This is a genomic window from Pseudomonas sp. IB20, from assembly GCF_009707325.1.
Classification (GTDB): domain Bacteria; phylum Pseudomonadota; class Gammaproteobacteria; order Pseudomonadales; family Pseudomonadaceae; genus Aquipseudomonas.
In genome coordinates this window covers 1829515-1853156 of record NZ_CP046103.1, presented here as the reverse complement: position 1 = coordinate 1853156, position 23642 = coordinate 1829515, and the positions used below count along the sequence as shown (strand labels likewise).

The 23642-nt window shown below is 60.8% G+C and carries 19 protein-coding genes, 4 tRNA genes and 1 pseudogene; 11 read left to right on the top strand and 13 right to left on the bottom strand.

Annotated elements, in window-relative coordinates; genetic code table 11:
- Positions 1-61: 61 nt before the first annotated feature.
- Together GJU48_RS08675 and GJU48_RS08670 are read right to left on the bottom strand one after the other, a co-directional pair.
- A complete protein-coding gene (locus GJU48_RS08675; RefSeq protein ID WP_094953719.1) occupies positions 62-679 on the bottom strand; it encodes a glutathione S-transferase family protein in 618 nt (205 codons plus the stop codon).
- 56 nt (positions 680-735) lie between these two features.
- Positions 736-1395, bottom strand: coding sequence for a transglutaminase-like domain-containing protein (locus GJU48_RS08670; RefSeq protein WP_094953718.1), 660 nt, complete (start codon positions 1393-1395; stop codon positions 736-738).
- 191 nt (positions 1396-1586) lie between these two features.
- On the opposite strand from GJU48_RS08670, the gene GJU48_RS08665 reads away from it, so the two are divergent.
- A complete protein-coding gene (locus GJU48_RS08665; protein WP_094953717.1) occupies positions 1587-4034 on the top strand; it encodes an acyl-CoA dehydrogenase in 2448 nt (815 codons plus the stop codon).
- Positions 4035-4123: 89 nt separating this feature from the next.
- Positions 4124-4531, top strand: coding sequence for a PA2817 family protein (locus GJU48_RS08660; RefSeq protein WP_083359297.1), 408 nt, complete (start codon positions 4124-4126; stop codon positions 4529-4531).
- Positions 4532-4658: 127 nt separating this feature from the next.
- On the opposite strand, the gene GJU48_RS08655 is transcribed toward GJU48_RS08660, so the two are convergent.
- Positions 4659-5591, bottom strand: coding sequence for a LysR family transcriptional regulator (locus GJU48_RS08655; RefSeq protein WP_094953716.1), 933 nt, complete (start codon positions 5589-5591; stop codon positions 4659-4661).
- A gap of 89 nt (positions 5592-5680) precedes the next feature.
- On the opposite strand from GJU48_RS08655, the gene GJU48_RS08650 reads away from it, so the two are divergent.
- Positions 5681-6271, top strand: coding sequence for an alanyl-tRNA editing protein (locus tag GJU48_RS08650; RefSeq protein ID WP_155295961.1), 591 nt, complete (start codon positions 5681-5683; stop codon positions 6269-6271).
- Positions 6272-6295: 24 nt separating this feature from the next.
- Here GJU48_RS08650 and GJU48_RS08645 read toward each other — a convergent pair whose 3' ends face one another.
- Both GJU48_RS08645 and GJU48_RS08640 read right to left on the bottom strand, forming a co-directional pair.
- The gene (locus GJU48_RS08645; RefSeq protein ID WP_094953748.1) at positions 6296-7861 is read right to left on the bottom strand and encodes an alkaline phosphatase D family protein; all 1566 of its coding nucleotides are present in this window, start codon (positions 7859-7861) and stop codon (positions 6296-6298) included.
- Positions 7858-8412, bottom strand: coding sequence for a GNAT family N-acetyltransferase (locus GJU48_RS08640; protein WP_094953749.1), 555 nt, complete (start codon positions 8410-8412; stop codon positions 7858-7860). The genes GJU48_RS08645 and GJU48_RS08640 overlap by 4 nt, the downstream gene beginning before the upstream one ends.
- 190 nt (positions 8413-8602) lie before the next feature.
- On the opposite strand from GJU48_RS08640, the gene GJU48_RS08635 reads away from it, so the two are divergent.
- From GJU48_RS08635 to GJU48_RS08610, 6 genes are all read left to right on the top strand, one after another.
- Positions 8603-9010, top strand: a complete 408-nt coding sequence (locus tag GJU48_RS08635) for an ExbD/TolR family protein (RefSeq protein WP_094953750.1) — start codon at positions 8603-8605, stop codon at positions 9008-9010.
- A 2-nt stretch (positions 9011-9012) separates the two neighbouring features.
- Complete coding sequence (locus tag GJU48_RS08630; protein ID WP_094953751.1) at positions 9013-9753, top strand: energy transducer TonB family protein; 741 nt, start codon at positions 9013-9015, stop codon at positions 9751-9753.
- Positions 9754-9777: 24 nt separating this feature from the next.
- Positions 9778-12057 carry a TonB-dependent receptor gene (locus tag GJU48_RS08625; protein WP_094953752.1) on the top strand — a complete coding sequence of 760 codons (2280 nt, stop codon included), beginning with the start codon at positions 9778-9780 and terminating at the stop codon, positions 12055-12057.
- A gap of 17 nt (positions 12058-12074) precedes the next feature.
- On the top strand, positions 12075-12722 hold the full coding sequence (locus tag GJU48_RS08620) for a MotA/TolQ/ExbB proton channel family protein (protein WP_094953753.1): 648 nt from the start codon (positions 12075-12077) through the stop codon (positions 12720-12722).
- Between the two features lie 55 nt (positions 12723-12777).
- The gene (locus GJU48_RS08615) at positions 12778-13995 is read left to right on the top strand and encodes a phospholipase D-like domain-containing protein (RefSeq protein WP_094953754.1); all 1218 of its coding nucleotides are present in this window, start codon (positions 12778-12780) and stop codon (positions 13993-13995) included.
- A gap of 262 nt (positions 13996-14257) precedes the next feature.
- A complete protein-coding gene (locus tag GJU48_RS08610; RefSeq protein ID WP_094952727.1) occupies positions 14258-15997 on the top strand; it encodes a dipeptidase in 1740 nt (579 codons plus the stop codon).
- Positions 15998-16232: 235 nt separating this feature from the next.
- Here the strand turns inward: GJU48_RS08610 and gltS are convergent, their stop codons facing one another.
- The 5 genes from gltS to GJU48_RS08585 all read right to left on the bottom strand — a co-directional run bounded on the left by gltS (position 16233) and on the right by GJU48_RS08585 (position 18048).
- Positions 16233-17444, bottom strand: coding sequence for a sodium/glutamate symporter (gene gltS, locus GJU48_RS08605; protein ID WP_094952720.1), 1212 nt, complete (start codon positions 17442-17444; stop codon positions 16233-16235).
- Between the two features lie 189 nt (positions 17445-17633).
- A tRNA-Gly gene (locus GJU48_RS08600) sits at positions 17634-17709 on the bottom strand.
- Positions 17710-17712: 3 nt separating this feature from the next.
- Positions 17713-17788, bottom strand: a tRNA-Glu gene (locus tag GJU48_RS08595).
- A gap of 105 nt (positions 17789-17893) precedes the next feature.
- Positions 17894-17969, bottom strand: a tRNA-Gly gene (locus GJU48_RS08590).
- A gap of 3 nt (positions 17970-17972) precedes the next feature.
- Positions 17973-18048: transfer RNA gene (locus GJU48_RS08585), tRNA-Glu, on the bottom strand.
- Positions 18049-18418: 370 nt separating this feature from the next.
- Between GJU48_RS08585 and GJU48_RS08580 the strand changes: the two genes are divergently transcribed.
- Both GJU48_RS08580 and GJU48_RS08575 read left to right on the top strand, forming a co-directional pair.
- On the top strand, positions 18419-19177 hold the full coding sequence (locus tag GJU48_RS08580; protein ID WP_094952717.1) for a hypothetical protein: 759 nt from the start codon (positions 18419-18421) through the stop codon (positions 19175-19177).
- Positions 19178-19282: 105 nt separating this feature from the next.
- Positions 19283-20095 (top strand): alpha/beta fold hydrolase, encoded by an 813-nt coding sequence (locus GJU48_RS08575; RefSeq protein WP_094952716.1) that lies wholly within the window; start codon positions 19283-19285, stop codon positions 20093-20095.
- Positions 20096-20134: 39 nt separating this feature from the next.
- Here the strand turns inward: GJU48_RS08575 and GJU48_RS25635 are convergent, their stop codons facing one another.
- The 3 genes and pseudogenes from GJU48_RS25635 to GJU48_RS08565 form a co-directional block, all read right to left on the bottom strand.
- Positions 20135-20977: a methyl-accepting chemotaxis protein gene (locus GJU48_RS25635; RefSeq protein WP_371917707.1), complete on the bottom strand. Its 843-nt coding sequence runs from the start codon at positions 20975-20977 to the stop codon at positions 20135-20137.
- Positions 20978-20995: 18 nt separating this feature from the next.
- Positions 20996-21220, bottom strand: a pseudogene (locus GJU48_RS25630) (HAMP domain-containing protein); the annotation flags it as partial.
- A 996-nt stretch (positions 21221-22216) separates the two neighbouring features.
- Entirely contained in the window at positions 22217-23629 is a 1413-nt protein-coding gene (locus GJU48_RS08565) for an aminotransferase-like domain-containing protein (protein WP_094952714.1), read from the bottom strand.
- Positions 23630-23642 lie beyond the last annotated feature (13 nt).

The window sequence follows — 23642 nt, the reverse complement described above, 5'->3', positions numbered from 1 at the left end:
ATGGCAGGCATGTTGCTTGCCCGCGCCGCACAAGTACAGTCACCCGTATTAATAGTGGGTATTAAGTCAACGCGGTCATCACGGCTTTGCGGTAGGCCGGGCGCTGTTGCAAGCGTTGGTACCAGGCCTCTAAATGGGGCATCGACGGGCGTTCGATGGGCATTTCAAACCAGGCATAAATGAAGCTGCCCAGCGGGATATCGCCCATGCCGATCGCGTTGCCCGACAGATACGGCTGCACGGCCAGTGCCTGCTCGACGGTGTGGAGCACATCAATACACGCCTGACGCCCGGCGTGGATGGTGTCCCAGTTCTGTTTTTCCGCCGGGGTGCGCAGTACGCCCCAGAACACGATCTTGAACGGTTCGGCGAAGGTGGACGTGGTCCAATCCATCCACTTCTCGGCATTCGCCCGCGCTTGCAGGTCGCTTGGGTACCAGTTCGACGCCTGCTTGGCGCAGAGGTAACGCACGATGGTGTTGGATTCCCAGAGCACAAAGTCGCCGTCTTCGATCATCGGCACCCGGCCATTGGGGTTCAACGCTCGGTATTGCGGCGTGTCGACCACACCAAAAGCTCCGCCCGCATCAATTGCTTCATAGTCCAGGCCGAGCTCCTCGGCGCACCACAGTGCTTTCCTGACGTTTGATGAATTTTTACGACCCCAGACTTTCAGCATGACCGCGCCTTATCGTTGATGAACATGGCTTGATGAACGCAGCAGCATACGCCGGTTCATGCGCGGCTTAAATCGCTCTGCAGGTCCCCCAGCAGGATCGGCATGTCCTCGGCAAACAGGTGCGGGTAACACTGCTGAATATGCGCGAAGAAAAATGCCTCCGGCACGTCGGAAAACTGCCCGTGGTCCAGCACATATTCCATCGAGCGCTGGCCCTGGCGATTGAACGCATGGAACACGCTGTCGTTGAGGCCATCGAATTCCAGCGGCGGTACATCAAACAATTCGCACAGCTGGCTGTTGAACGCAGGCGTGGCTTTGACCCAACGCCCGCGCAGGTACAACTCGGTATAGCCGTGCATGGCGAACACATCGCTTTTGAGCAAAGCGATCAGGCGTGGCGTCGAGAGATGATTGCGCACATCCGCCAGGCCGATGCGCGCCGGAATGCAGCAGTGGCGGGCGCAGGCGGCGAGCAAGGTGGCCTTGGGCACGCAGTAGCTCTCACCGGCAGCCAGGGCGAAGCTGGCGCTCAGGGTGCCTGGGTCGCGGCTGAAGGTGTAGGGGTTGTAGCGAATCGCCTCACGCACGGCGTAATAAAGACTGACTGCCTGGTCACGCAAATCCGCGCTGGGACCGCGATGTTTTTCCGCGAACTCCACCACCGCAGGGTGGTCACTATCGATGAAGCGGCTGGGACGCAGGTACGTATCCATGAGCGTTATCTCCGGAGGAAGCCTTGAGTCTAACGACAGGTCTGCCCTTGCGATAACGACGATTCGGCCAAATGTCGGCGCCTGGTGATCGGTGCTTCCTGTACAACTCGTTACACGCTCATCACCGCGCTTTTTCGGATGCCGACTAAGCTCCATGGTGGTTTCGCCCCTGGTTTCACGGAGGATTGAATATGCTGTTGTTGTGGATACTGGTTCTGGTGGTCGGCATTGCCTACCTGGCACACCGCCGCACCGCGCCCCTGCCCGCCCTGGGCGTGGTCGCCGTTTACCTGCTGGCGATGGGCGCCTGGAGCCACGCACCGGGTTGGCTGCTGCTGATCTTCTGGGTGTTGATCGCCCTCGTGGCCGCGCCCCTGCTGCTGCCCGACCTGCGCCGCCAATACTTCACCAAGCCGCTGTTCAGCTGGTTCCAGAAAGTCCTGCCGCCGATGTCCGAGACCGAGCGCGACGCGATTGATGCCGGCACCGTATGGTGGGATGGCGAACTGTTCAGCGGTCGCCCCGATTGGGACAAGTTACTGGCCTACCCCAAGGCGCAACTGACCGAAGAAGAACAGGCCTTCATCGACGGCCCCACCGAAGAACTCTGCGCGATGGTCAGCGACTGGGAAATCGGCCAGGCCATGGACCTGCCGCCCGCTGCCTGGGAACACATCAAGACCCACGGCTTCTTTGCCCTGATCATTCCCAAGGAGTACGGCGGCAAGGGCTTCTCCGCCTACGCCCACTCCCAGGTTGCCATGAAGCTCGCGACCCGCAGCGGCGACCTGGCCTCCACGGTGATGGTGCCCAACTCCCTCGGCCCGGCTGAATTACTGCTGCATTACGGCACCGATGAACAACGCAACCACTACCTGCCGCGCCTGGCGCGTGGCGACGATATTCCGTGCTTCGCGCTGACGGGCCCGCTGGCCGGCTCCGACGCTGGCGCCATGCCCGACACCGGCGTGATCTGCAAAGGTGAATGGGAAGGCAAGGAAACCCTTGGCCTGCGCCTCAACTGGGAAAAACGCTACATCACGCTCGGCCCAGTCGCGACCCTGTTGGGGCTCGCGTTCAAGGCGCATGACCCGGACCACCTGCTGGGCGATAAAGAAGACTTGGGCATCAGCCTGGCGCTGATCCCCACCGACACCCCTGGCGTGGAAATCGGCCGCCGCCACCTGCCACTGGGCGCGGCGTTCATGAACGGCCCCAACTCGGGCAAAGACGTGTTCATCCCCCTGGAATTCCTCATCGGTGGCCAGGAGATGCTCGGCAAGGGCTGGATGATGCTGATGAACTGCCTGTCGGTGGGCCGCTCGATCTCCCTGCCCGCGGTGGGCACCGGCGCGGCCAAGTTCACCAGCCTGGTGACCGGCCAGTACGCCCAGGTGCGTGAGCAGTTCAACGTGCCGCTGTCGGCCTTCGAAGGTATCCAGGAAGCCCTGGCGCGTATCGGCGGCAATGCCTGGCTGATGGACAGCGCACGCATGCTCACCGCCAACGCGGTGGACCTGGGGGAAAAACCCTCGGTGCTGTCAGCGATCCTCAAGTACCACCTCACTGAGCGCGGCCGCGAGTGCATCAGCCACGCCATGGACGTACACGGTGGCAAGGGCATCATCATGGGCCCGAACAACTACCTGGGCCGTAACTGGCAAGGCGCGCCGATCTTCATCACCGTGGAAGGCGCGAACATCCTGTCGCGCAACCTGATGATCTTTGGCCAGGGCGCGATTCGCTGCCACCCGTTCGTGCTCAAGGAAATGGCCCTCGCCGGCCGTGAAGACCATGACCAGGCACTCAAGGAGTTCGACGGCTTGCTGATGCAACACATCGGTTTCGCCGTGAGCAACGCCGCCAGCACTTTGGTGCTGAACCTGGGTGTTGGCCACTTCGAGAAAGCCCCGGGCAACCGCCTGAGCCAGGGTTACTTCCGTGCGCTTAACCGTCAGGCAGCCGCATTTGCCCTGCTTGCCGACTTGAGCATGATGCTGCTGGGCGGCGAGTTGAAACGTCGCGAACGCCTGTCGGCGCGCCTGGGGGATGTGCTGAGCCACATGTACCTGGCGTCGGCAGCGCTCAAGCGCTATCACGACCTGGATTCGCCGGACCATCTGGAACCGCTGTTCGCCTGGGCCATGGAAGAAAGCCTCGGCGAATCGGAACGCGCGCTGGATGAGCTGCTGAGCAACTTCCCGAACAAGGTGCTCGGCTGCCTGCTGCGGGTGATCGTGTTCCCGTTCGGGCGTCGCCATACCGGGCCGTCCGATGCGCTGGATGCCGAAGTAGCCGCCGTCATCGGTCGCGCCAAAGGCGACCCGACCCTCGAAGAACTGCTGGCCGGCTGCTACCGTCCGCAATCGGCAGAAGACCCGGTCGGCGCCCTGCAACATGCCTACGACTTGCTCGGTGCCAGCCAACCGCTGCAGAAAAAGCTGCACGCCGCGCTGAAAAGCGGCCAAGTCAAACCGAGTGCCGGTGAGCATGCCATCGATGCCGCACTGCACGCCGGAGTGCTGCAACCGGCCGAAGCGCAAACCCTGCGCGACGCCGAAGCAGCGCGGCGCAAGGTGATCGACGTGGATGATTTCAGCAAGGAAGAGCTGACCCAGGCTGAGGGTAAAGTCCGCTGATCACCCACGCCCTATAAGCTAAGGTGATATAAATACGGGCGCGAGAGGCATATACTCTCGCGCCCGTTTTTGCTTTGAGGACTTATCTCGTGTCCAACGTCGTTGCCGATCATCTCGTCTTGCTCGACCACTTGCGCAGCATCCTGGTTGCCGTCGGCGAAGCCGAACAGGTGCCCGAGGAAAGCCATACCCTGTTCCTGGAGCGTTTCGACGAATTGCGCGCCCTGCTGCCGATCGACCCGATCGAAAGCCAGTACCTGGGCCAGGACATAATGAGTCAGGTTATCCTGCGCTACCCGCAAATCGCCCACTTGGTGCCGCGCGACCTGCTGTGGTTCTTTGGCGGTGACTGCCTGCACTTCATGCCGGATGAAGAACTGGACCTATACCAGGCCTTGGAAGAACGTCGTTTCGAAGCTGAACAGAACGACGAACCGTTTGACTGGAACCAGGAAAAACAGCTGCTGGCCATGCCGCAGGATCAAAGCAAGCACTGATCCCAGCGAACAAACGCTCTTCTATGGGAGCTGGCTTGCCTGCGATGGAGTCGCCAAGGTTTTGACTTCCAGACCGAGTCGCCTGCATCGCAGGCAAGCCAGCTCCCACATGAGCCAGCGCCTACAATCAGCGTCGACGCAACGTCGGCTCCTTCGCCATACACGCCACCAGATAATCAATAAACACGCGTAACTTCGGCGGCAGATACCGCGTCGGCGAATGCAGCAACCACGCCTCGCCATGGTAGGACGCAATAAAATCCCACGCTGGCAACACCTGCACCAACCGCCCCTGCTCCAGCGCATGCCGCGCGGTGAAATACGGCAAGCTGCCAATCCCCACATGCTGCAACACCGCGTCCAGCCTCACCCCAGTGTGGTTCGCCGCATAGCGACCGCGCACCCCGACCGTCACCGCCTTGCCGCCCTGGCGGAATTTCCAGCGTGAATCGCCCGGCGTTTCGCCGAGGTAAATACAACTGTGCTCAAGCAAATCATGCGGATGGTCCGGCGTGCCGTGCTCGGCCAGGTACTGCGGGGTGGCGCACAGCAAGTGTTCGATGGGCAACAATTGTCGGCCAACCAGACCGGGCGGCGGGCTGTCGGTGATGCGAATACTCAGGTCGACGTTGTCGTCGATCAGGTCCACATGCCGGTCCTCAAGAATCAACTGCACATCCACCTTCGGATAACGCCGCAAAAACTCAGGCATATGCGGATGCACCACAAACCGCCCGACTGCCTTGGGCACGCTGACCCGCACCAACCCTTCGGCTTCGTGGGTGAACTGGCCGCTGATTTCCATCACCGAGCGCGCCGCGTTGACCATTTCCTGGCACCGCTTGAACACCTCTTCACCTCCCTCGCTCAGGCGCAACTTGCGCGTGGTGCGTTGCAACAGGCGCGTAGCCAGTGCCTGTTCCAGGCGTGAGATGCTGCGGCTTACCGCCGAAGGCGAAACGCTGAGTTGCCGCGCCGCTTCAGAGAAGCTGCCGGTTTCCACCACTTTGACGAAAATCGCCATTTCACCCAGCAGCGGCAAAGGAAGATTGATGCTCATGACGCACAGGTCCATTGATAATTGAACGGATTATCACCCATCCGCGCACTATTTATACTGCCCGTAGAACCCTGATGCGGATGTAAACGATGACCGAGCGCCTGTTTTTTACCCACGACCACCTGACTGCCGAGCTTGAAGTGCTGGCCTGCACCCCGCACGAAGGCCTGTTTGCCGTCACCTTGCAGTCGACGATCTTCCACCCGCAGGGCGGTGGGCAACCCTTCGACACCGGTTGGCTCGGCGACAGCCAGGTGCTGCGCGTCACCCAGGAAGCCGACCGAGTGGTGCATTACGTCGACCAGCCTGTGGAGCCTGGGCCGATCATCGCGCGGGTCGATGAACAGCGCCGCGCCCTGCACACACGCCTGCATTCTGCCGGGCATCTGATTGGCAGCGCCGGGGAGAGCCTGGGCTGGATGCCGATCAAGGCCCATCACTGGCCGGGCGAGTGCAAAATCACCTTTATTCGTGGCGAAGCCGCACAAGCCATGGACGCCGAGGCGATTCAAACTCAAATCAACCAGTGGATCGCCGCGGACTACCCGCGTCACATGGTCTTGGAAGATGGCACCCGCGAAGTAGGCTTCGGTGAATTACCCGCCTACGCCTGCGGCGGCACGCATGTGCAGGCTTTGGCAGGGAGCCCGCTCGCCACAACAAGCCGCTCGCCACATTGAGCTTGTGCTCAACCAAAGAGCCCATCAAACCGCAATCGCCCCCGCCCGCCCCGGCTCCACCACAAATGACTTGAGCGTCGACACCGTGGCGTTCGGATCGCGTGGGTCAGTAATCACGCGGAAGTTCGTCAGCATCTGTTGCGCCTCCAACGCCACCGAGACATACCCGCGCTGGCGACTGTCGAAGAACTTCACATGCGGGTTGAGCGGCAGGATCTGACTGAACGCCTCAAAAGGCGGGCCATCGGAGGTCACCGAGCTGCCGACAAACTCGGTGGCAACGATGGGCGAGTCCGGGTTGTTGCCATCGGCGTGCAGGTCGGTGGTCCAGAACGAATGGATGTCGCCGCCCCAGAACACCGGATTGTTGAGCTTATGGCGCTGGATGGACGCCAGCATCCGTGAGCGATTGGCCATGTAGCCATCGGTCCAATGACCCACCTTGTGGCTGGTCAAGTCACGCTGGATCAGCGGGGCCACCAGCAAATCCTGAGCGATCACATTCCACTGCGCCTTCGATTGCGCAAAGCCCTGGTCCAACCACGCCTCCTGTTGCCAGCCGAGCAGGGTGCGGCCAAGGTCGCGCAAGCCTGCGCAGGTGTTGGAAGCGATGTGCCCCTGGTGACTGCCGTTGGCTTGGATACACGGCTGCTCCGAGCGGTACTGGCGCCCATCCAGCACATGAAAACGCGCCAGCCGGCCGTAATCCAGGCGCCGGTAAATGCGCATGTCCGGCCCCTTCGGCACACTGCTGGCGCGCAGTGGCATATGTTCGTAAAACGCCTGGTACGCCGCTGCTCGTTGCTGCAGAAATTGCGCCACCGGAATCTTCGAGTCCTGGGACCAGCGGTTGGCGTAGTCGTTCTGCACCTCGTGGTCATCCCAGGTCGCCACGCTGGGCGCTGCGGCGTGCAAGGCTTGCAGGTCCGGGTCGGTTTTATACAAGGCGTAGCGGTTGCGGTAGTCAGTGAGGCTCACGGCATTGCCGCTGCCGTGGGGGCGAATGATCTTGCCCGAGTCCGCGGCGTAGGAGCTGTCGTAAATATAGTCGCCGAGAAAAAACACCAGGTCAGGTTGCTCCGCCGCCAAGTGGCGATAGGCGCTGAAATACCCGCGCTCCCAGTGCGAGCAGGAGACAAACCCCACAGTTGCCGCCGCCATGGCGTGCAGCGGCGGCGCGGTACGTGCCTGGCCCACCGGGCTCTGCGCGCCGAGGCTATCGAACTGATACCAATACGGCCTGCCCGCCTCCAACCCCGCGACCTCGATATGCACCGAATGGGCAAAGCGCTCAGTCGCCAGCACCTCGCCGTGCTTGACGATACGCGTCATCGCCGCATCGCTGGCCACGCGCCAACGCACCGGCACTGCGCGACTCAGCCCACCACGGCCATCCGCTGCATTGAATAACGGCGCCAGGCGCGTCCAGATCACAAAGCCATCCGGCAGTGGGTCGCCGCTGGCCACGCCGAGGGTGAACGGGTAATCCACCCCGGCACTGCGCGCAAACGGGCTGAGGATTGCAAACGCGGTGGCGACTGCCAGCCCCGTCAGTACTCGACGCCGGCCCTGGTCCACCGCGTCACTCACAGTGCGCGCTCCCAGTCGTCGCGCACGGTGGCGAATACCAGCAAGTCCTCATACACGCCGTTCTTGAGAAACGCCTCGCGCATGCAGCCTTCATAACGCAGGCCGATTTTCTGCATGACCCGCGCCGATTCCTTGTTGCGACCAAAGCACTGGCTGCCGACGCGCTGTAACCCCAACTCGGTGAAGCCGAAATCCATCATCGTGCTCGCCGCTTCTGCCGCATAACCCTGGTTGCGGCAGTGCGCCGCGACCCAGTAGCCAAGGTGACCATAGTGGTGACGGGCGTTGATGCGCAGGCTGACCATGCCGATCAATTCGCCGGTTTCACGCAGGTGCATGCCCTGGCCCAACAGACCACCCGCCCGGTATTTTTCCTGCATCTGGCCAATAAACGTCTGAGCCACTTCCAAGGTGTAGGGCGACGGAATATTCGCCGTGTTATCAGCGATTGCGGGGTCGCTGACAAGGCGAAAAAGCGTCTCGGCCTGGTCCATTTCCAGTGCCCGCAAGCGTAGTCGCGGGGTCAACAATTGAGGCAATGCAGTCGGCATACGAAACGGCTCTGAAGATAAATTCCTCCAGAATGTGCGCGCTTCGTGTCAATTTCATTACGTCACAAAACTGCAAGGCAAATCATCTGTAAGACACGTCCTAGAGCCTTTAAAACGTAAATTAAAGTTAACCATTCGGTCATTTTTAGTTGTTAGCGTGTCGCCCCTAATTCAATAACGGGGTAACGGAATGAGAACCTGGGACGAACCCAAAAAACGCAAGGCGCACATCGAACTGATCCCGATGATCGACGTGATGATGTTCCTCCTGGTGTTTTTCGTACTGGTGAGCCTGAACGTGATTCCGGCCCTTGGCATGAAGACGCAATTGCCCAGCGCCAGCAGTTCGCAGCAGCTCAAACCGCAGAACAAATTCATCCTGACCTTGGGCCTGGAAGGTCACTTGCAACTCGACGGCAAGGACCTCACGGTCGATGCCCTGGTACCGGCGCTGAAGGCGGCTGAAAAGCCGGACACCAAGTCAACGATCATCGTCAACAGTGACAAGGGCGTGGAGGTTTCACGTCTGGTGGAGGTCATGGACACCCTGCGCCTGGGTGGCTTTACCTCCGTGTCCATCGCCACGCGTAAGTCCTGAACATGTACGTCTTGTTTCGTGCGCGTCAGCTGCTGGGCAGTGTCCCGGCCCTGATCGCCCTGGTGCTGATTGCAATGGGCATCCAGTCACAGACGTTGAAGGTCGAGCCGGTGTACGACGAGTCGGCGGTCGAGTTGGCGCTGGTCGAGCCAGAGCCCGAAGTGGTTCCGACACCGGTGGTGGAGCAAGAGCCGCCGCCACCGGTGATCGAGGACGAAGAGGCCGAACCGGCCCCGCCTCCACCGCCGCCAAAGCCACTGCCAAAACCTGAACCCAAGCCCAAGCCCAAGCCGGTGCCCAAGCCCAAACCCGTCGTGGCCGCCAAGCCGACACCCACGCCTGCACCAGCGCCACCGGTGGCCGCCAAACCGGTACAAGCCGCCGCCGCCCCGACACCCGTGCCGCCCGCCCCACCGGCGGCGCCCAAGGTCGACGGCCAGGCCCTGGAAGGCGGTTACCTCAAGGGTTTGCGCAACGAGCTGGACACCTACAAGCAGTACCCCACCGGTCGCCAGGCTTCCCTCGAACGCCCCAGCGGCGAAGTGGTGGTGTGGTTGCTGGTCGATCGCCAGGGTCGCGTTCTGGACGCAGGCGTGCAAACCCAGGCCTCGAGCATGTTGCTCAACCGGGCCGCCGCCAACAGCTTGCGGCGCATCAAGCAAGTCAAGCCGTTCCCCGAGCAAGCCTTCGGGGGGCGCAATGAGCAGCGCTTCACCGCCACCTTCAACTACAGCGTGCAATAAGCACCCGACACCAGGACGACAGTGATGAGGTTCACACGTATTCATCTGGCACTTGTTGCCGCAAGCATGGGCCATGGGATGGCCATGGCAGATACAAGCGACAGTGACGTCGGCACGATTGGTGTTCAGGGCAAGGCCACCGCGGGTGGCGGCTACATGGTGCAGGAAGAAAGCATCAAGGGCCGCTCCACGATCACCAAGGAAGCGCTGGATAAACAGACCGCCACCGGTAACGCAATCGACAAGCTCAAGTACACCCCGGGCCTGAACATCTCCAGCGAGGACAACACCGGCCTGTCGGGCTTTCGCTTCACCATGCGCGGGCTCAACTCCGACCAGGTGGGGATGTCGGTGGACGGCATGCCGATCAACGACTCCGGCAACTACGCGCTGTACTCCAACCTGCTGGGCGACCCGGAAAACATCGACCAGATCTTCGTCACCCAAGGCTCATCCGAGGCCGACGGCCCGCACATCGGTTCCAGCGGCGGCAACATCGGTATCGTGACCATTCGCCCAACCAAAGAAACCGGTGCCTTCGTCAAGCAGATCGTCGGCAGCAACGCCACCCGCAAGACCTTCGCGCGGCTCAACACCGGCGAGGTCAATGGCCTGAGCAACTGGCTGTCGGTGTCCCACACCGAAGGCCAGATGTGGCGCGGTTCAGGCGCCGTGCGCGCGGACAAGGTGGAGTGGAACAGCTTCTTCGATGCCGGCAACGGCAACACTGCCAACCTGATCCTCAAGTACCACGAGCAGGACAACAACAGCTACAGCCAGCTGACCAAGGGCCAGTTCCAGCAGTACGGCCGCAAGTACGACCCCTACCCCGCCAACCCGACGGTGGGCAGTAACGGCAAGCTCAACAGCTACTACGCGCTGGCGCAGAACCCGTTCCAGACCTTTACCGGCGTGCTCAACACCCAATTCAAACTGGCCGATAACCTGGCCCTCTCGGTGATCCCGTATTACTACTGGGGCAACGGCAGCGGCGTGGGTTCTTCCAGCTATGCGCTGAACCGTGGCTCGAACCAAGGCGGCATCTTCGACCTGGGCAACTTGCCCACCGCCGCCCAGTACAACGCTGACGGTTCCTCCACCACCGGCGTCTACTATCGCCCTTCGCGCACGCAGACCTGGCGCCCGGGCATTACCACCAAGCTGAACTGGGACCTGGGCGATCACAGCCTGCAATTCGGCTACTGGTACGAACGCGCGCGCCAAAGCCAGACCCAGCCGTTCATTGCCCTAAAGAGCAGCGGCAAACCCACCGACACCTGGCCCGACGGCAACGCCGTGGTCGATGCCAACGGCAACACCGTGCAGGGCCGCGACCGTTTCACCGTCACCCCGGCGCAAAAAGTCTGGGCCCAGGACACTTGGTACATCAACCCAGACTGGACCTTGGTGGCAGGCCTGGCCTACATGAACGTCAAACGCGACGGCACCAACCACGGCAGCCTCACCGAGCAGCCGGAAAAGCGTAACCAGAGCTACAACAAGCTGCTGCCCAACGTCGGCCTCAAGTACCAGCTCGACGAGCGTGACCAGTTGTTCTACAGCCTGTCACGCAACATGCGCATACCGCAGAACTACGTGCTGTACGACAAGGGCCTGGACTCGATCAACGCCAAGCCGGAAACCAGCTGGAACCACGAACTGGGCTGGCGCTTCACCGACGAAGACATGACCGTGGCGGCCACCTTGTTCTACATGCAGTTCAAGGATCGCCAAGTCTCGTCCAAAGACATCAACGGTGACTTCGCCGACATCAACGCCGGCTCCGTCAACAACAGCGGCCTGGAACTGGAGTGGAGCGGCCTGCTGCCCAACCACTTCAACTACTACACCTCCTACACCTACACCAAGGCCGAGCAGCAGGATGACTTGACCGTCTACAACGCGGGCAAAGCCATCGTCCTGCCCACCAGCGGCAAGCAGTTCGCCAACGTGCCGAAGAACATGCTGGCGGCCAACATCGGCTACGACGACGGCCGCTTCTACGGCACCTTCGGTGGCAAATACACCAGCAAGCTGTTTGGCGACCTGACCAACGATGAAGCGATTTCCGGCCGCACCGTGTTCAACCTCGGCGCCGGTATCTACCTGCCGGTGGACAAGAAGGTGGTCAAGGACGCGACCCTGCGCCTGAACGTCGACAACCTGTTCGACAAGAAATACCTGGACGGCGTGTACACCACCAAGACCAACGCCGGCACCTACAGCGGCTTCAAGGACGGCGACCCGGCTTACATCGTTGGCCTGGACCGCACCGTAACCGTTTCCCTGGAAGCGAATTTCTAACTGCGAGGCTTTAGATCATGGACATGAACCTGCTTCACGACATCACCTTTTATGTGATGTACGCCGCCATGGCGATTGCGATTTTTATCAGCATCGAACGCGGCATTTACTTCGCCTACGTGCGCCGCCAGGCCCGCGCCTTGACCGAGGTACTGGGCGCCAACGTGCACAGCGAGCGCGACCTGCCGCAAAGCCTGACCCACCGCGACAGCCTGCCACTGAACATGGTGCTGCCGGTGCTGGCACAGAAGGCGTCCCAGGGTTCGCGCAAAGACCTGGACGATGAAATCGAAACCCAGTATCTGAAGACGCGTGCGCCACTCTCGCGCAGCCTGTGGATCATCGAAACCATCACCACTGCCGCGCCATTGCTCGGTCTGTTGGGCACCATCCTCGGCATCATCGACACCTTCAAGGCGCTGGCGTCGGCGGGCGTATCCGACCCTGGCCAGATCTCCGGTGGCATCGGTACGGCCTTGTTCGCCACGGGTTTGGGTATCGCCATCGCGTTGTTTTGCGTGGTGTTCCACAACTTCTTCCAGGACAGCCTGGAGCGCATCAACGATCAGCTGAAGATCCTGCTGATTCGCGCCGCCACCGGTGCCCGCGTGCAGGGTGAAGTACCGCACTTGGTGCCAACACCGTTGCACAGCCGCACCGCGTGACATCCGGGGCGGGCACATGATGTGCCCGCCGTTCTTTTTGCCCGATGAGACGCCTATGGCCCTTTCGATGAAGTTGCGTATCGCAGGCCTCACCGGCTTGCTCCTCAGTCCGCTGGCCCAGGCGGACTTTTCTATTCCAGGCTTTGAACTGGTGCACACCGTGCCGGTGGACACCGTGCTGGGCACTGCCGATTTGCGCCAGCCGGGGCCGGTATGGATCGAACTGTTTGACGGCGCGAAAAACAGCATTGATATCGGCCAGTTCTACGCGGCCGACCATCCCGGCTCGGTGATGGACACGGTGATTGAACACCTGGAAGCCGCCGGCAAACGCGGTGTGAAAATTCGCTTTTTGCTGGAAGAAAAAGGCATCAAATTGTCGGAGGCCTCCACCCTGGAACGCCTGCGCGCGATTCCCAACCTGACCTTTCGCGTCCTGTCGTATGGGCAACTGAGCGGCGGGATCATCCACGCCAAGTACATGCTGGTGGACGGCAAGCAGGCGTTTATCGGCAGTCAGAATTTCGACTGGCGCTCGCTGGAACATATCCACGAGACCGGGCTGCGTATCAGTGATGCAACGGTGGTCAGCCAAGTGCAGGCGATCTTCAATCAGGACTGGCAAGCCCAGGCCGCGCTCGCGGATAAACAACCCGTGCCGTTGCCTGCCCCAAGCCAGGAACCTGCACGCACCGGCAACTATCTAGTGGCCAGCCCGCAACGCTACAACCCACCGGGCGTGGGCGACTCGCAGTTGGAACTGCCGCGTCTGCTGAGTGAGGCAAAAAAAGAAGTGCGTGTGCAACTGCTCGACTACGCACCGCTGTCCTACGGCCCAGACAGAACCCGGCCGTACTACGCGGTGATCGACAACGCCGTGCGCGCCGCCGCCGCGCGCGGGGTGTCGGTCAAGTTGATGGTCTCCAACTGGAACACCGACAAACTGGAGCTGCCCTACCTCAAGAGCCTGGCGGTGTTGCCCAACGTGCAGGTGAAGATCGTCACATTGCCCGAGGCCAAGCAAGGGTTTATCCCTTACGCGCGGGTGATCCACAGCAAGACCATGGAGATCGACGGGCAAGTGGCGTGGGTCGGCACCAGCAACTGGCTGGGCGGGTACCTGGATAACTCGCGCAACCTGGAGGTGGTGATGCGCAGCGAGGCAATGGCCAAGCGCATAGGCCAATTGCATGAGCAGTTGTGGGATGGACCGTATGCCAAGGCGCTGGAGGTCATGGCGCAGTATCCGGATCCGCATCCGGGTAAGCCTTGATCTGAACTCGGTTATTGAGGCACCACAAACCCCCTGTGGGAGCGGGCTTGCCCGCGACAGTGCGTAGAAGGTGACTGACACTACGTCATCGCGGGCAAGCCCGCTCCCACAGTTGAATCTCTTCAATCCGGGCATTTGAGTAGGATATTTCCTTCGCCAGGGTCTCCCCTACCGCTCCTTCGTGATGGTAGTGTGTGGAAATGTTTCTGACAGCTTGATCAGAAACGCCCCACTCACTACCTGCAAAGGAATGCCGTCAACAATGCACTTCCCACTCAAAAAACGGGTTGCCGCCACCCTGTTCGCCGCCGCCCTCTGCGCCGTCGCTGCGCCTGCATTCGCCAACATCAGCGCCGAACAAAGCGCGACGATTATCAAGGGTTTCAGCGAAACCCCGGCCACCGATTTCCGTGGTTTCCTCGCCACCCTGGCCAAGGGCGACCTGGGCAAAACCGCCGACGTCGGCCCGGCCATCGAGGCCTTCCTTGCCAACAAAACCCTGACCGCCGACCAGCAGAACGAGATCAATCGTCTGCTGGGTATTTACACGCGGGTGAAGTATGGCAAGGCCGCCCTCGAAACCCTGCGCGAGCTGGTAGAGATCCCGACGTTTAACATCGACGGCCTGCCGCAGTACAAGAACCCGGAGTTCCTCAAGATCGCCGATAAGATTCAGGGCCTGGCAAAGGCCTTCAACCTGAACTTCCGTAACGTCGACAACCGCGTGTACGAAATTTCCCTGGAAGGCAGCGGCGATGAAGTGGTCGGTATCCACGCCCACGCCGACGTGGTGCCCGTGACGCCGGAGAACTGGGTGCTCAAAGACGGCACCAAACTCGACCCGTTCAAGGTCACGCTGATCGGCGACCGCATGTACGGCCGTGGCACCGAGGATGACAAAAACGGCATCGTCGTGGCCCTGTACGCCATGAAGGTGATCAAGGAAGAGAAGCTGCCACTGGCGCGCAACTTCAAGCTGCTGGTGGACACCACCGAGGAAACGTCGGGCGACGCGATTCCGTACTACTTCGAACATAACCCAGTGCCGCAATACAACCTGGCGCTGGACGGCGGCTACCCGGTGGTGATCGCCGAAAAAGGCTACGGCACCGTGATGGCCACCTTCCCGGTGCGCAAGGGCGAAGGCAAAGGCGCACAAATCATTTCGATGACCGGCGGCATGGCCACCAACCAGATTCCTTCGGTGTCAGTGGCCACTCTGGTCAGCGACAAACCGGCCGAATTGGCCGCCAGCCTGCAGCAAGCCGGTGCTGACTACGTCAAGCGCAATGGCGGCGACTTCGAAGTGACGGCCAAGGTGGTCGGCAAAGAGGTCAAGCTGACGGTCACCGGCGTGTCTGCTCACTCGTCCGAGCCGCAAACCGGTGTCAACCCGGTCGCACGTATGCTCGAGCTGATCCACGGCGTCGACGGCAAGATCGCCCTCAAGCACAACCACATCACCGACGCCGCGCGTTATGCCGCCGACAACTGGGGCCTGGATTACCTCGGTGGCAAGCTGGGCGTGGGATTCTCTGATGCGTTCATGGGGCCTTTGACCACGTCGCTGACCTTTGTCGGCCAGGATGACAAAGCCTTCAAACTGGCCGTGAACCTGCGTGTGCCGAAGGGCAAATCGCCGGAAAAACTCAAGGCAGAAATTGCTGACAAACTGAGCGCCTGGGATAAACAAACGAAGGTTAAGGTGAGCTTCACCTACTCGGTAGCCGAGCCGATGTACCGCAACCCTGAAGGCGAGTGGGTGAAAGCCTTGCTGGCCGTGGCCAGCGAAAACCTGGGCATGGAACACACGTTCGGTACGTCGGCCGGCGCCACCTCCGTGCATGAACTGCCCAATGGCGTGCAGTTCGGCCTGGCGCGCCCGGAAGTGAAGTACACCGGGCACACCGACGGTGAGTTCAAAACGGTCGACCAGTTCCTGCTGGACCTGCAGATCGTCACTGAAATGATGGGCCGCGTCGGCCAGTTACCGAAGCTCTGACGCCCTTTGAGCCCGCCGCAATGGCGGGCTCATCGCATCAGGATATCTTCAAAAAAACCGCCGATGGGCAACGTGGGATGACAGAGCTGGATCTCCAGACCCCCTTTCGCGGAGTGCCACTTGGCGGCCACATGATGAGTCACGTTGATGTCGTTGCTGTCAGCGCGGGCCCGGCCGGTTGCGCCACAGCGACCGGCGGCGCACAGAAGAGCACGGTACGGCTGTAGAGGCAGGCTTAGCCCGCCGCGCCCAAAAAAGGCAGCGCCAAGTACAACTTGATCACTACCGCATTGGTGATATCGATGAAGAACGCCCCCACCATCGGCACCACCAGAAAGGCAATTGGCGAGGGGCCGAAGCGTTGCGTCACCGCCTGCATGTTGGCAATCGCAGTGGGCGTGGCGCCCAGCCCAAAACCGCAGTGCCCCGCCGCCAATACCGCCGCATCGTAGTTGCTGCCCATGACCCGGAATGTCACGAAGATTGCGAACAGGGCCATCAACAACGCCTGCGCCGCCAACAAGATCACAATCGGCAACGCGAGGGCCGCCAAATCCCAGAGCTTGAGCGACATCAAGGCCATTGCCAGGAACAACGACAGGCTGACATTGCCCAGCAGCGAGACTTCACGCTCGAACACTTGGTGCCAGCCCAGTGCCGACAAGCCGTTGCGCAACACCACACCGACGAACAACACGCACACAAAGGTCGGCAACTCGAAGGCGGTGCCTTGGATAAAACCACTCAGGAAGGTGCCGACTTGCAGGCTGATCGCCAGCAGGGCCAGTGTCTCGATAAACGAGAACGCGGTGATCATGCGCTCCTGATTGGGCTGTTCAAAGCCTTTGGGCAGGCGCGGTTGCGATTGTTCAGCGCCAGGTACCTGCACACGCTTGATGAGCAGGCGCGCAACCGGGCCGCCAATCAAACCACCCAACACCAGGCCAAAAGTCGCTGACGCGATGGCCAGCTCAGACGCGGAGGCCACGCCATACTTCTCACTAAACACCGCGCCCCACGCCGCGCCAGTGCCGTGCCCGCCCGACAACGTGATCGAACCGGCGAGCAAGCCCATCAACGGGTCGAGCCCCAACGCTTTGGCCAAGGCGATGCCCATGGCGTTTTGCACCACTAAAAGCGCTGTCACGACCAGCAGGAAAACGCCCAGTACCCGGCCACCTTTCTTAAGGCTGGCAAAGTCCGCATTCAGGCCAATGGTGGCGAAAAACGCCAACATTAACGGGGCTTGCAATGAAGGGTCGAAGCGAACTTCGATACCCGCCAGTGCACGCAGCGCCACCAGCAACGCGGCAACTAATAAACCACCGGCGACCGGCTCCGGAATGCTGTAGGCGCGTAAAAAGCCGATGTGAGCCACCAGCCAGCGCCCCAGCAGCAGCACCAGGGAGGCGGCGACCAGGGTTGAATAGACATCGAGTTGCAGCATCTGGGAGTTCTCTGAAGTGAACGAGGAGAATGGGCAGGCCAGAGTAGAGACAGCGGGACAGGTAAACAGCTACCCAACAATTATTACAGACTATTCCTACGCATTTCACGCCTTCACCTGTGCGTCGCGGATAAAAAAGCAGCACAAACAAAAACGCCGATCATTGCTGATCGGCGTTTTCGTTAAATATGGAGCGGGAAACGAGACTCGAACTCGCGACCCCGACCTTGGCAAGGTCGTGCTCTACCAACTGAGCTATTCCCGCAAATGGCGTCCCCTAGGGGACTCGAACCCCTGTTACCGCCGTGAAAGGGCGGTGTCCTAGGCCACTAGACGAAGGGGACACGCTACTGAAACACATGGTGTGTATTTCAGTGCCCAGAGGCCTCATCCGAAGACTTGACCCTGGTTTCACTCAATGCCACCCGAGGGCAACACTGCTTAAAAATTGGAGCGGGAAACGAGACTCGAACTCGCGACCCCGACCTTGGCAAGGTCGTGCTCTACCAACTGAGCTATTCCCGCATATGGCGTCCCCTAGGGGACTCGAACCCCTGTTACCGCCGTGAAAGGGCGGTGTCCTAGGCCACTAGACGAAGGGGACACACGTACAACATTCACTCCCTACCGCGTTTCGCTGTGTGCTTTACGCTGTAAGTGGCGCGCATTCTATGGATGGATTGAAAGGTCGTCAACCCCCAAGGATAAATTTATTTAAATCAATGACTTCGCCGTGCTTTCCAGGCCTTTGCGGGCAGTGTGTCTGTCCAGGCTTTGACGCCTATATTCTGGCGTCCGACAAGGCGCTATAGTTCGCCCCGGCAAATGGTGGCAATGTGCATCCATGCGCTAAATGCTTACCTATATAGAAGAAACTACCTGGGCAACTGGTCGAACAGCCCTATCCGCCGGATGGCACAGTCACTACACTCCACAGCAAACCCTATAAAGAGGTCACACCGGTGACACCACTCATGATCACCCTGCTGGTAATAGCCGGGATCGTAATACTGATCGCCATTGGCTACATGAACCACGTGGTGGAAAACAACAAACTGGAAAAGCAGCGTACCGTGATCGAGCTTAACGATCGGCTGCGTCGTTGCGGTGAAATCACCGAGACATTCCCCGGCCAGTTGATGACCCCGAAGCTCAAACTGTTGTTGACCCGCCTGGAACTCAACGTCAACCAGCGCCTGTTGAACCTCAACAAGTCCAGCGCGGCGCTCAAGGCGCGTATCGCTGAATTGAACGCACTGATCGGCCAAGGCGAATCGATTCCGGTAGCCAACCCACCCGCGCCGATCCAGACCGAAGCCAAGGCCAAAGACGTGCGTTTTCTGCTTGAAGCCCTGCACGGCCAAGTCACGCGTGCCGCCCAGGACGGTTTTCTGCCGACCAACGAAGCCAAGCACTGGATCAAGGAAATTCGCCATATTCTGGTGCTGCTGCACATCGAGTTCTTCAACAACCTCGGTCAGCACGCTCTGCAACAAGGCCAGCCTGGCCAGGCGCGCCTGGCATTCGAGCGCGGCGTACAGTACTTGCGCAAACAGCCGGAGCCGGTGCTCTACAGTGCGCAATTGCAACTGCTGGAAAGCCAACTGGTCCGCGCCAACTCCACGGTGCTGACCAACAACCAGCCGGCTGACGACGAAGTCAATGAATTGACCGAAGGCCTGAAAGCCGTCGACGCCGACGCCGAATGGAAAAAGAAAGCCATCTACGACTGATCATGCTGAACGCCTTGCCACAACATGCCATCACTTTGCACCTATCCCCCCGCCCCCGACTAGCGTAAAAAAGTGGCCCTCACTCCGTGAAGTTAGAGGCCTGCTATGCCTGTTGCCGTGATTGATGGACAACCGCTGCACTATGTCGACCAGGGCACCGGCCCGGTCGTCCTGCTGGGTTCAAGTTACCTGTGGGACCGCGACATGTGGGCCCCGCAAATTGAAGCCCTGTCGCAACAGTACCGCGTAATCGTTCCCGAGCTGTGGGGCCACGGTGAGTCCGGCCCGCTGCCGGCGCAAACTCAGTCCCTGGATGACCTCGCGCGCCAAACCCTGGCGTTGCTGGATCAGCTCGACATCGCGCAAATCAACCTGGTCGGCCTGTCTGTTGGCGGCATGTGGGGCGCGCGGCTGGCGCTACTGGCACCGGAGCGCATCAACAGCCTGGTAATGATGTACACCTACCTTGGTGCCGAACCCGAGGCCACACGCCAGTACTACTTCTCGCTGTTCAAGATGATCGAAGACGCCGGCGCGATCCCTGCGCCGTTGCTGGATGTGATCGCACCGATCTTCTTCCGCCCGGGCATCGACCGCGAATCAGCGCTGTACCAAGGTTATCGCCAGGCGCTGCAAGACTTCTCCAAGGAACGCCTGTTGCACAGCATCGTGCCCTTGGGCCGCTTGATCTTCAGCCGCGCGAGCATTCTGGACCAACTGCCCCGCCTGGACGCCGACACCACCTGGGTGATGTGCGGCGAGCAGGACAAGCCTCGGCCCCCCGCTGAATCCCAGGAAATGGCCGAACTGATTGGCTGCAGCCTGACGCTGATTCCAGAAGCGGGGCATATCGCCTCGCGGGAAAACCCAGACTTCGTCAATGAAGCGCTGTTGACCTTCCTCGCCAACCACGCCTGATCGCTCCCCTGCCCTTTGGTCGCGGCGGGCACGCTGCGATCAAAGGCGGAAGTGCCCGACCATGCCCTTGAGCTCCGCGCCCAATTGCGCCAGCTGGATACTCGAGGCGGCATTGCCCTGCATGCTCAACGCCGATTGATCGGCGCTCGCCCGAATACAGGTGACGCTGCGGTTGATTTCTTCGGCCACCGAGCTTTGCTCCTCGGCTGCCGCGGCAATCTGCTGGTTCATCTGCTGGATCAATGACACCGCGGCCGCGATGCTGCCCAACGCGCTCTCGGTTTCCAGCGCATCACTGACCGCCAGCTTCACCAGTTCGCCGCTCTGCTGGATCTGCTGCACCGACGACTGTGCCGCGCTGCGCAACGTACTCACCAGCCGCTCGATTTCCTCGGTCGATTGCTGCGTGCGCTTGGCCAGCGCCCGCACCTCATCGGCCACCACCGCAAACCCTCGACCTTGCTCGCCGGCGCGGGCGGCTTCGATCGCTGCGTTGAGGGCCAGCAAGTTGGTCTGTTCGGCCACGCTCTTGATCACGCTCAGCACGGTGCCGATGTTCTGGATTTCCGCGCTGAGGCTTTCGATACTGGCGCTGGCACTGCTGCTGGAGGTCGCGAGCAATTCAATCCGCTGCAGGCTCTGACGCACCACCTGCTGGCCGCTGTCGACCTTGTCATCGGCGGTCTGCGCGGCTTGCGCGGCCTCTTCGGCGTTGCGCGCCACGTCATGCACCGTGGCGGTCATCTGGTTCATCGCCGTGGCGACCTGCTCGGTCTCTTCCTTCTGGCTGCTGACTTCGACGTTGGTCTGCTCGGTGACGCTGGAGAGTGAATGCGCCGAACTCGCCAGTTGTTCGATGCCCGCCTGCAACCCGCTGACCATCTGGCTCAGGCCGCTGCCCATCTGTTGCATCGCCTGCATCAACTGGCCGATCTCATCACGGCGGCTGACTTCCATGCGCCCGCTCAGGTCACCGGCAGCAATCTGCTGGGCCACGGTGATCACACTGCGCAGCGGCGCCACGATCAGGCGTGTGATCACCCACGCCGCGATCAAACCCACCAACAGCGCCAAGGCTGACGAGCCGATGATCAGCAGCGCGCTTTTCTTCAATTGCGCCTGCATCGACTGGTCTTCAGCGTCATACGCCTGGTTGACCCGGCTGACCACTTGGTCGGCGCGGTCGTGCAATTGCTTGTAGACGACTTTTTCCTGGGCCAGCAGCCCGGTGTACTCGCCGAGTTTTTCGCTGAACGCGGCGATATGCCCGGACACTTCGTTGAGCACGGTCTGGTAACCCGCATCCTTGACCGAGGTTTTCAGCTGCTCGACCTGAGCCAAGGCCTGGTCGGCCTGCTCAATCTTGCCCTGCTCGGCGTTGTCTGCATCAGCCTTGCGACTCTGGTCCAGGCGTACCTGCGCTTCGTTCATCGCTTGCAACATCAACCGCGACACCTGGCCGACCTGCCCCGCCTGCTCGATAAACTCGGCGCCGTCCTTGCCCTGGCTTTCCTTGAGGCCATAGGCGCCATCGTCGGCCAGGCCCGCCTGCAGCACGTCAAGGTTATTGGCCACGCTGGACACCGACCAACTGGCCATTTCCAGGGCCAGGTCCTTGGTCTGGGTCAGCTCGACAAATTCATCGAACGCCTTGCGGTACGCGGCCAGCGCCTGCTCGACTTCGCTCATGACCGGCACATTGGCGGCAGATTGGGTTTTGAGGCTGGCGGCCAGGGCGGCCAAAGCGTCGACGCTCTCGTGCAGGGCCTCGACGGCCTTGGGGTCGGCGTGCAGCGCATAGTCCTGCTCAATCAGACGCACTTTCAGCAGGCCACTGTTAAGCGAAGACATCGCCTTGAGGCCCTCAAAACGCTGGCCAACGGTTTGCAGGGACCACACGCCAATGGCCGCCACCAACGCCGTCAGCAGCAGCACCAAGGTGAAGCCCAAGCCCAGTTTTTTCGCCATACCGAGGTTGGCGAAACGTCGTTGCACGGCCGAAATCATTGCAGTTGAATCCTCTTGCAATGGCGGATGCCATCAAGCCAGGTTTCCATGTTGCGAGATTCGCAACGACGGGCTACCTGCACAAGACGCTGACGCCACAATAATGGCAAAAAGCTACATGTTCGTCGTTTTCAGAATGGTCGAGGTCGATCTGGCAGGACCCATGGCACGGAACAACGCCAACGCCCGCTGATCAGCAGCATAGGCCACATTGATACGCAGCCAGTCACTGTGTTCGCCCTTGGGGCTGAACAGCGCGCCGGGCGACAACAAAATGCACAGCCGCCGCGCGCACGCCTGCAACCGGGAGCGGTCGCCCACGCCAGGCCGAGCCCACACAAACATGCCCCCGGCGGGCACGGCAAACACCTCCCACTCCTCGTCTTCCAGCACCTGCAAGGTCGCAGCCATCTGCGTGTTCAAGCGCTTACGCAGGCGCTGCACCCACTTGCGGTAGGTGCCGTTGGTCAACAGCGTGGTGACCACCGCTTCGGCAAACCGCGAGGTGCCGATGCCTGTCAGCGTCTTGAGCGTAGCCAGTTGCGTGATAATCGCCGCACTGGCGCTGAGATACCCCACCCGCAAGGCACTGCTGAGGGTTTTGGAAAAACTCGAAATATAGATCACCCGCCCCTCATGTGGCAGCGCGGACAGTCGTGTGCAACTGGCGTGCTGCAAATCGCCGTAGACGTCCTCTTCAACAATCAGGAAGTCTTCGCTGTGCGCCAACTCCAACAGGCGCTCGGCCACTCCGCGACACAAGCTGGTGCCGGTGGGGTTGTGATACAGGCAATTGATGAACAGGCACTTGGGCCGGTGGCTTTGCAGCAGCGTTTCCAGCACCCGGATGTCCGGGCCACCCACGGTACGCGGGACCTCCAGCAGCGTGACCCCGTGGCGCTCCAACTGACGATAGAGGTTGGCATAGCCCGGGGTCTCGACCACCACCGTGTCGCCAGACTTGAGTAGCGTGCGTATCAATAGGTCCTGAGCGTGGCTGGCGCCGTGGGTGGTGAGGATGCAATCAAGACGGGTGACCACCTTCCTCTGGGTCAGCCGTTTGAGCAGTTGCTCACGTAACGCCGGCAGCCCCAGCGGTGTGCTGTAGTTGAACAGGCCGGCGGTGTCGGTTCGGCTGATTTCGCGTATGGCGTAACAAATGTCATCGCTTTCACGCCAGGTGTCCGGCAACCAGCCGCAACCCAACTTCAACTCGCCCAACGGGCCATCCACATAGGCGCCCCAGCCGAGCTCCGCACCTTCATACCAGTGGCTTTCAACGCACAGCGGCGGCTGGGCCACCACATATCCCGAGCCCTGTTTTGACACCAACAGACCCTGAGCCACCATTCGCTCGAACGCCTCGATCACATTGGATTGGCTGAGCAGGTTGTCGAGGGCCAATTGCCGGATGGATGGCAAACGTGTGCCAGGGCTCGCCCCGCTCGTGCGAATCCATTGCGCCACCGCGCTGACGATTTGCTGCACTACCGGTACAAGGGCTTGTCGATCGATGCCTAAATCCATGAGCCACTCACTT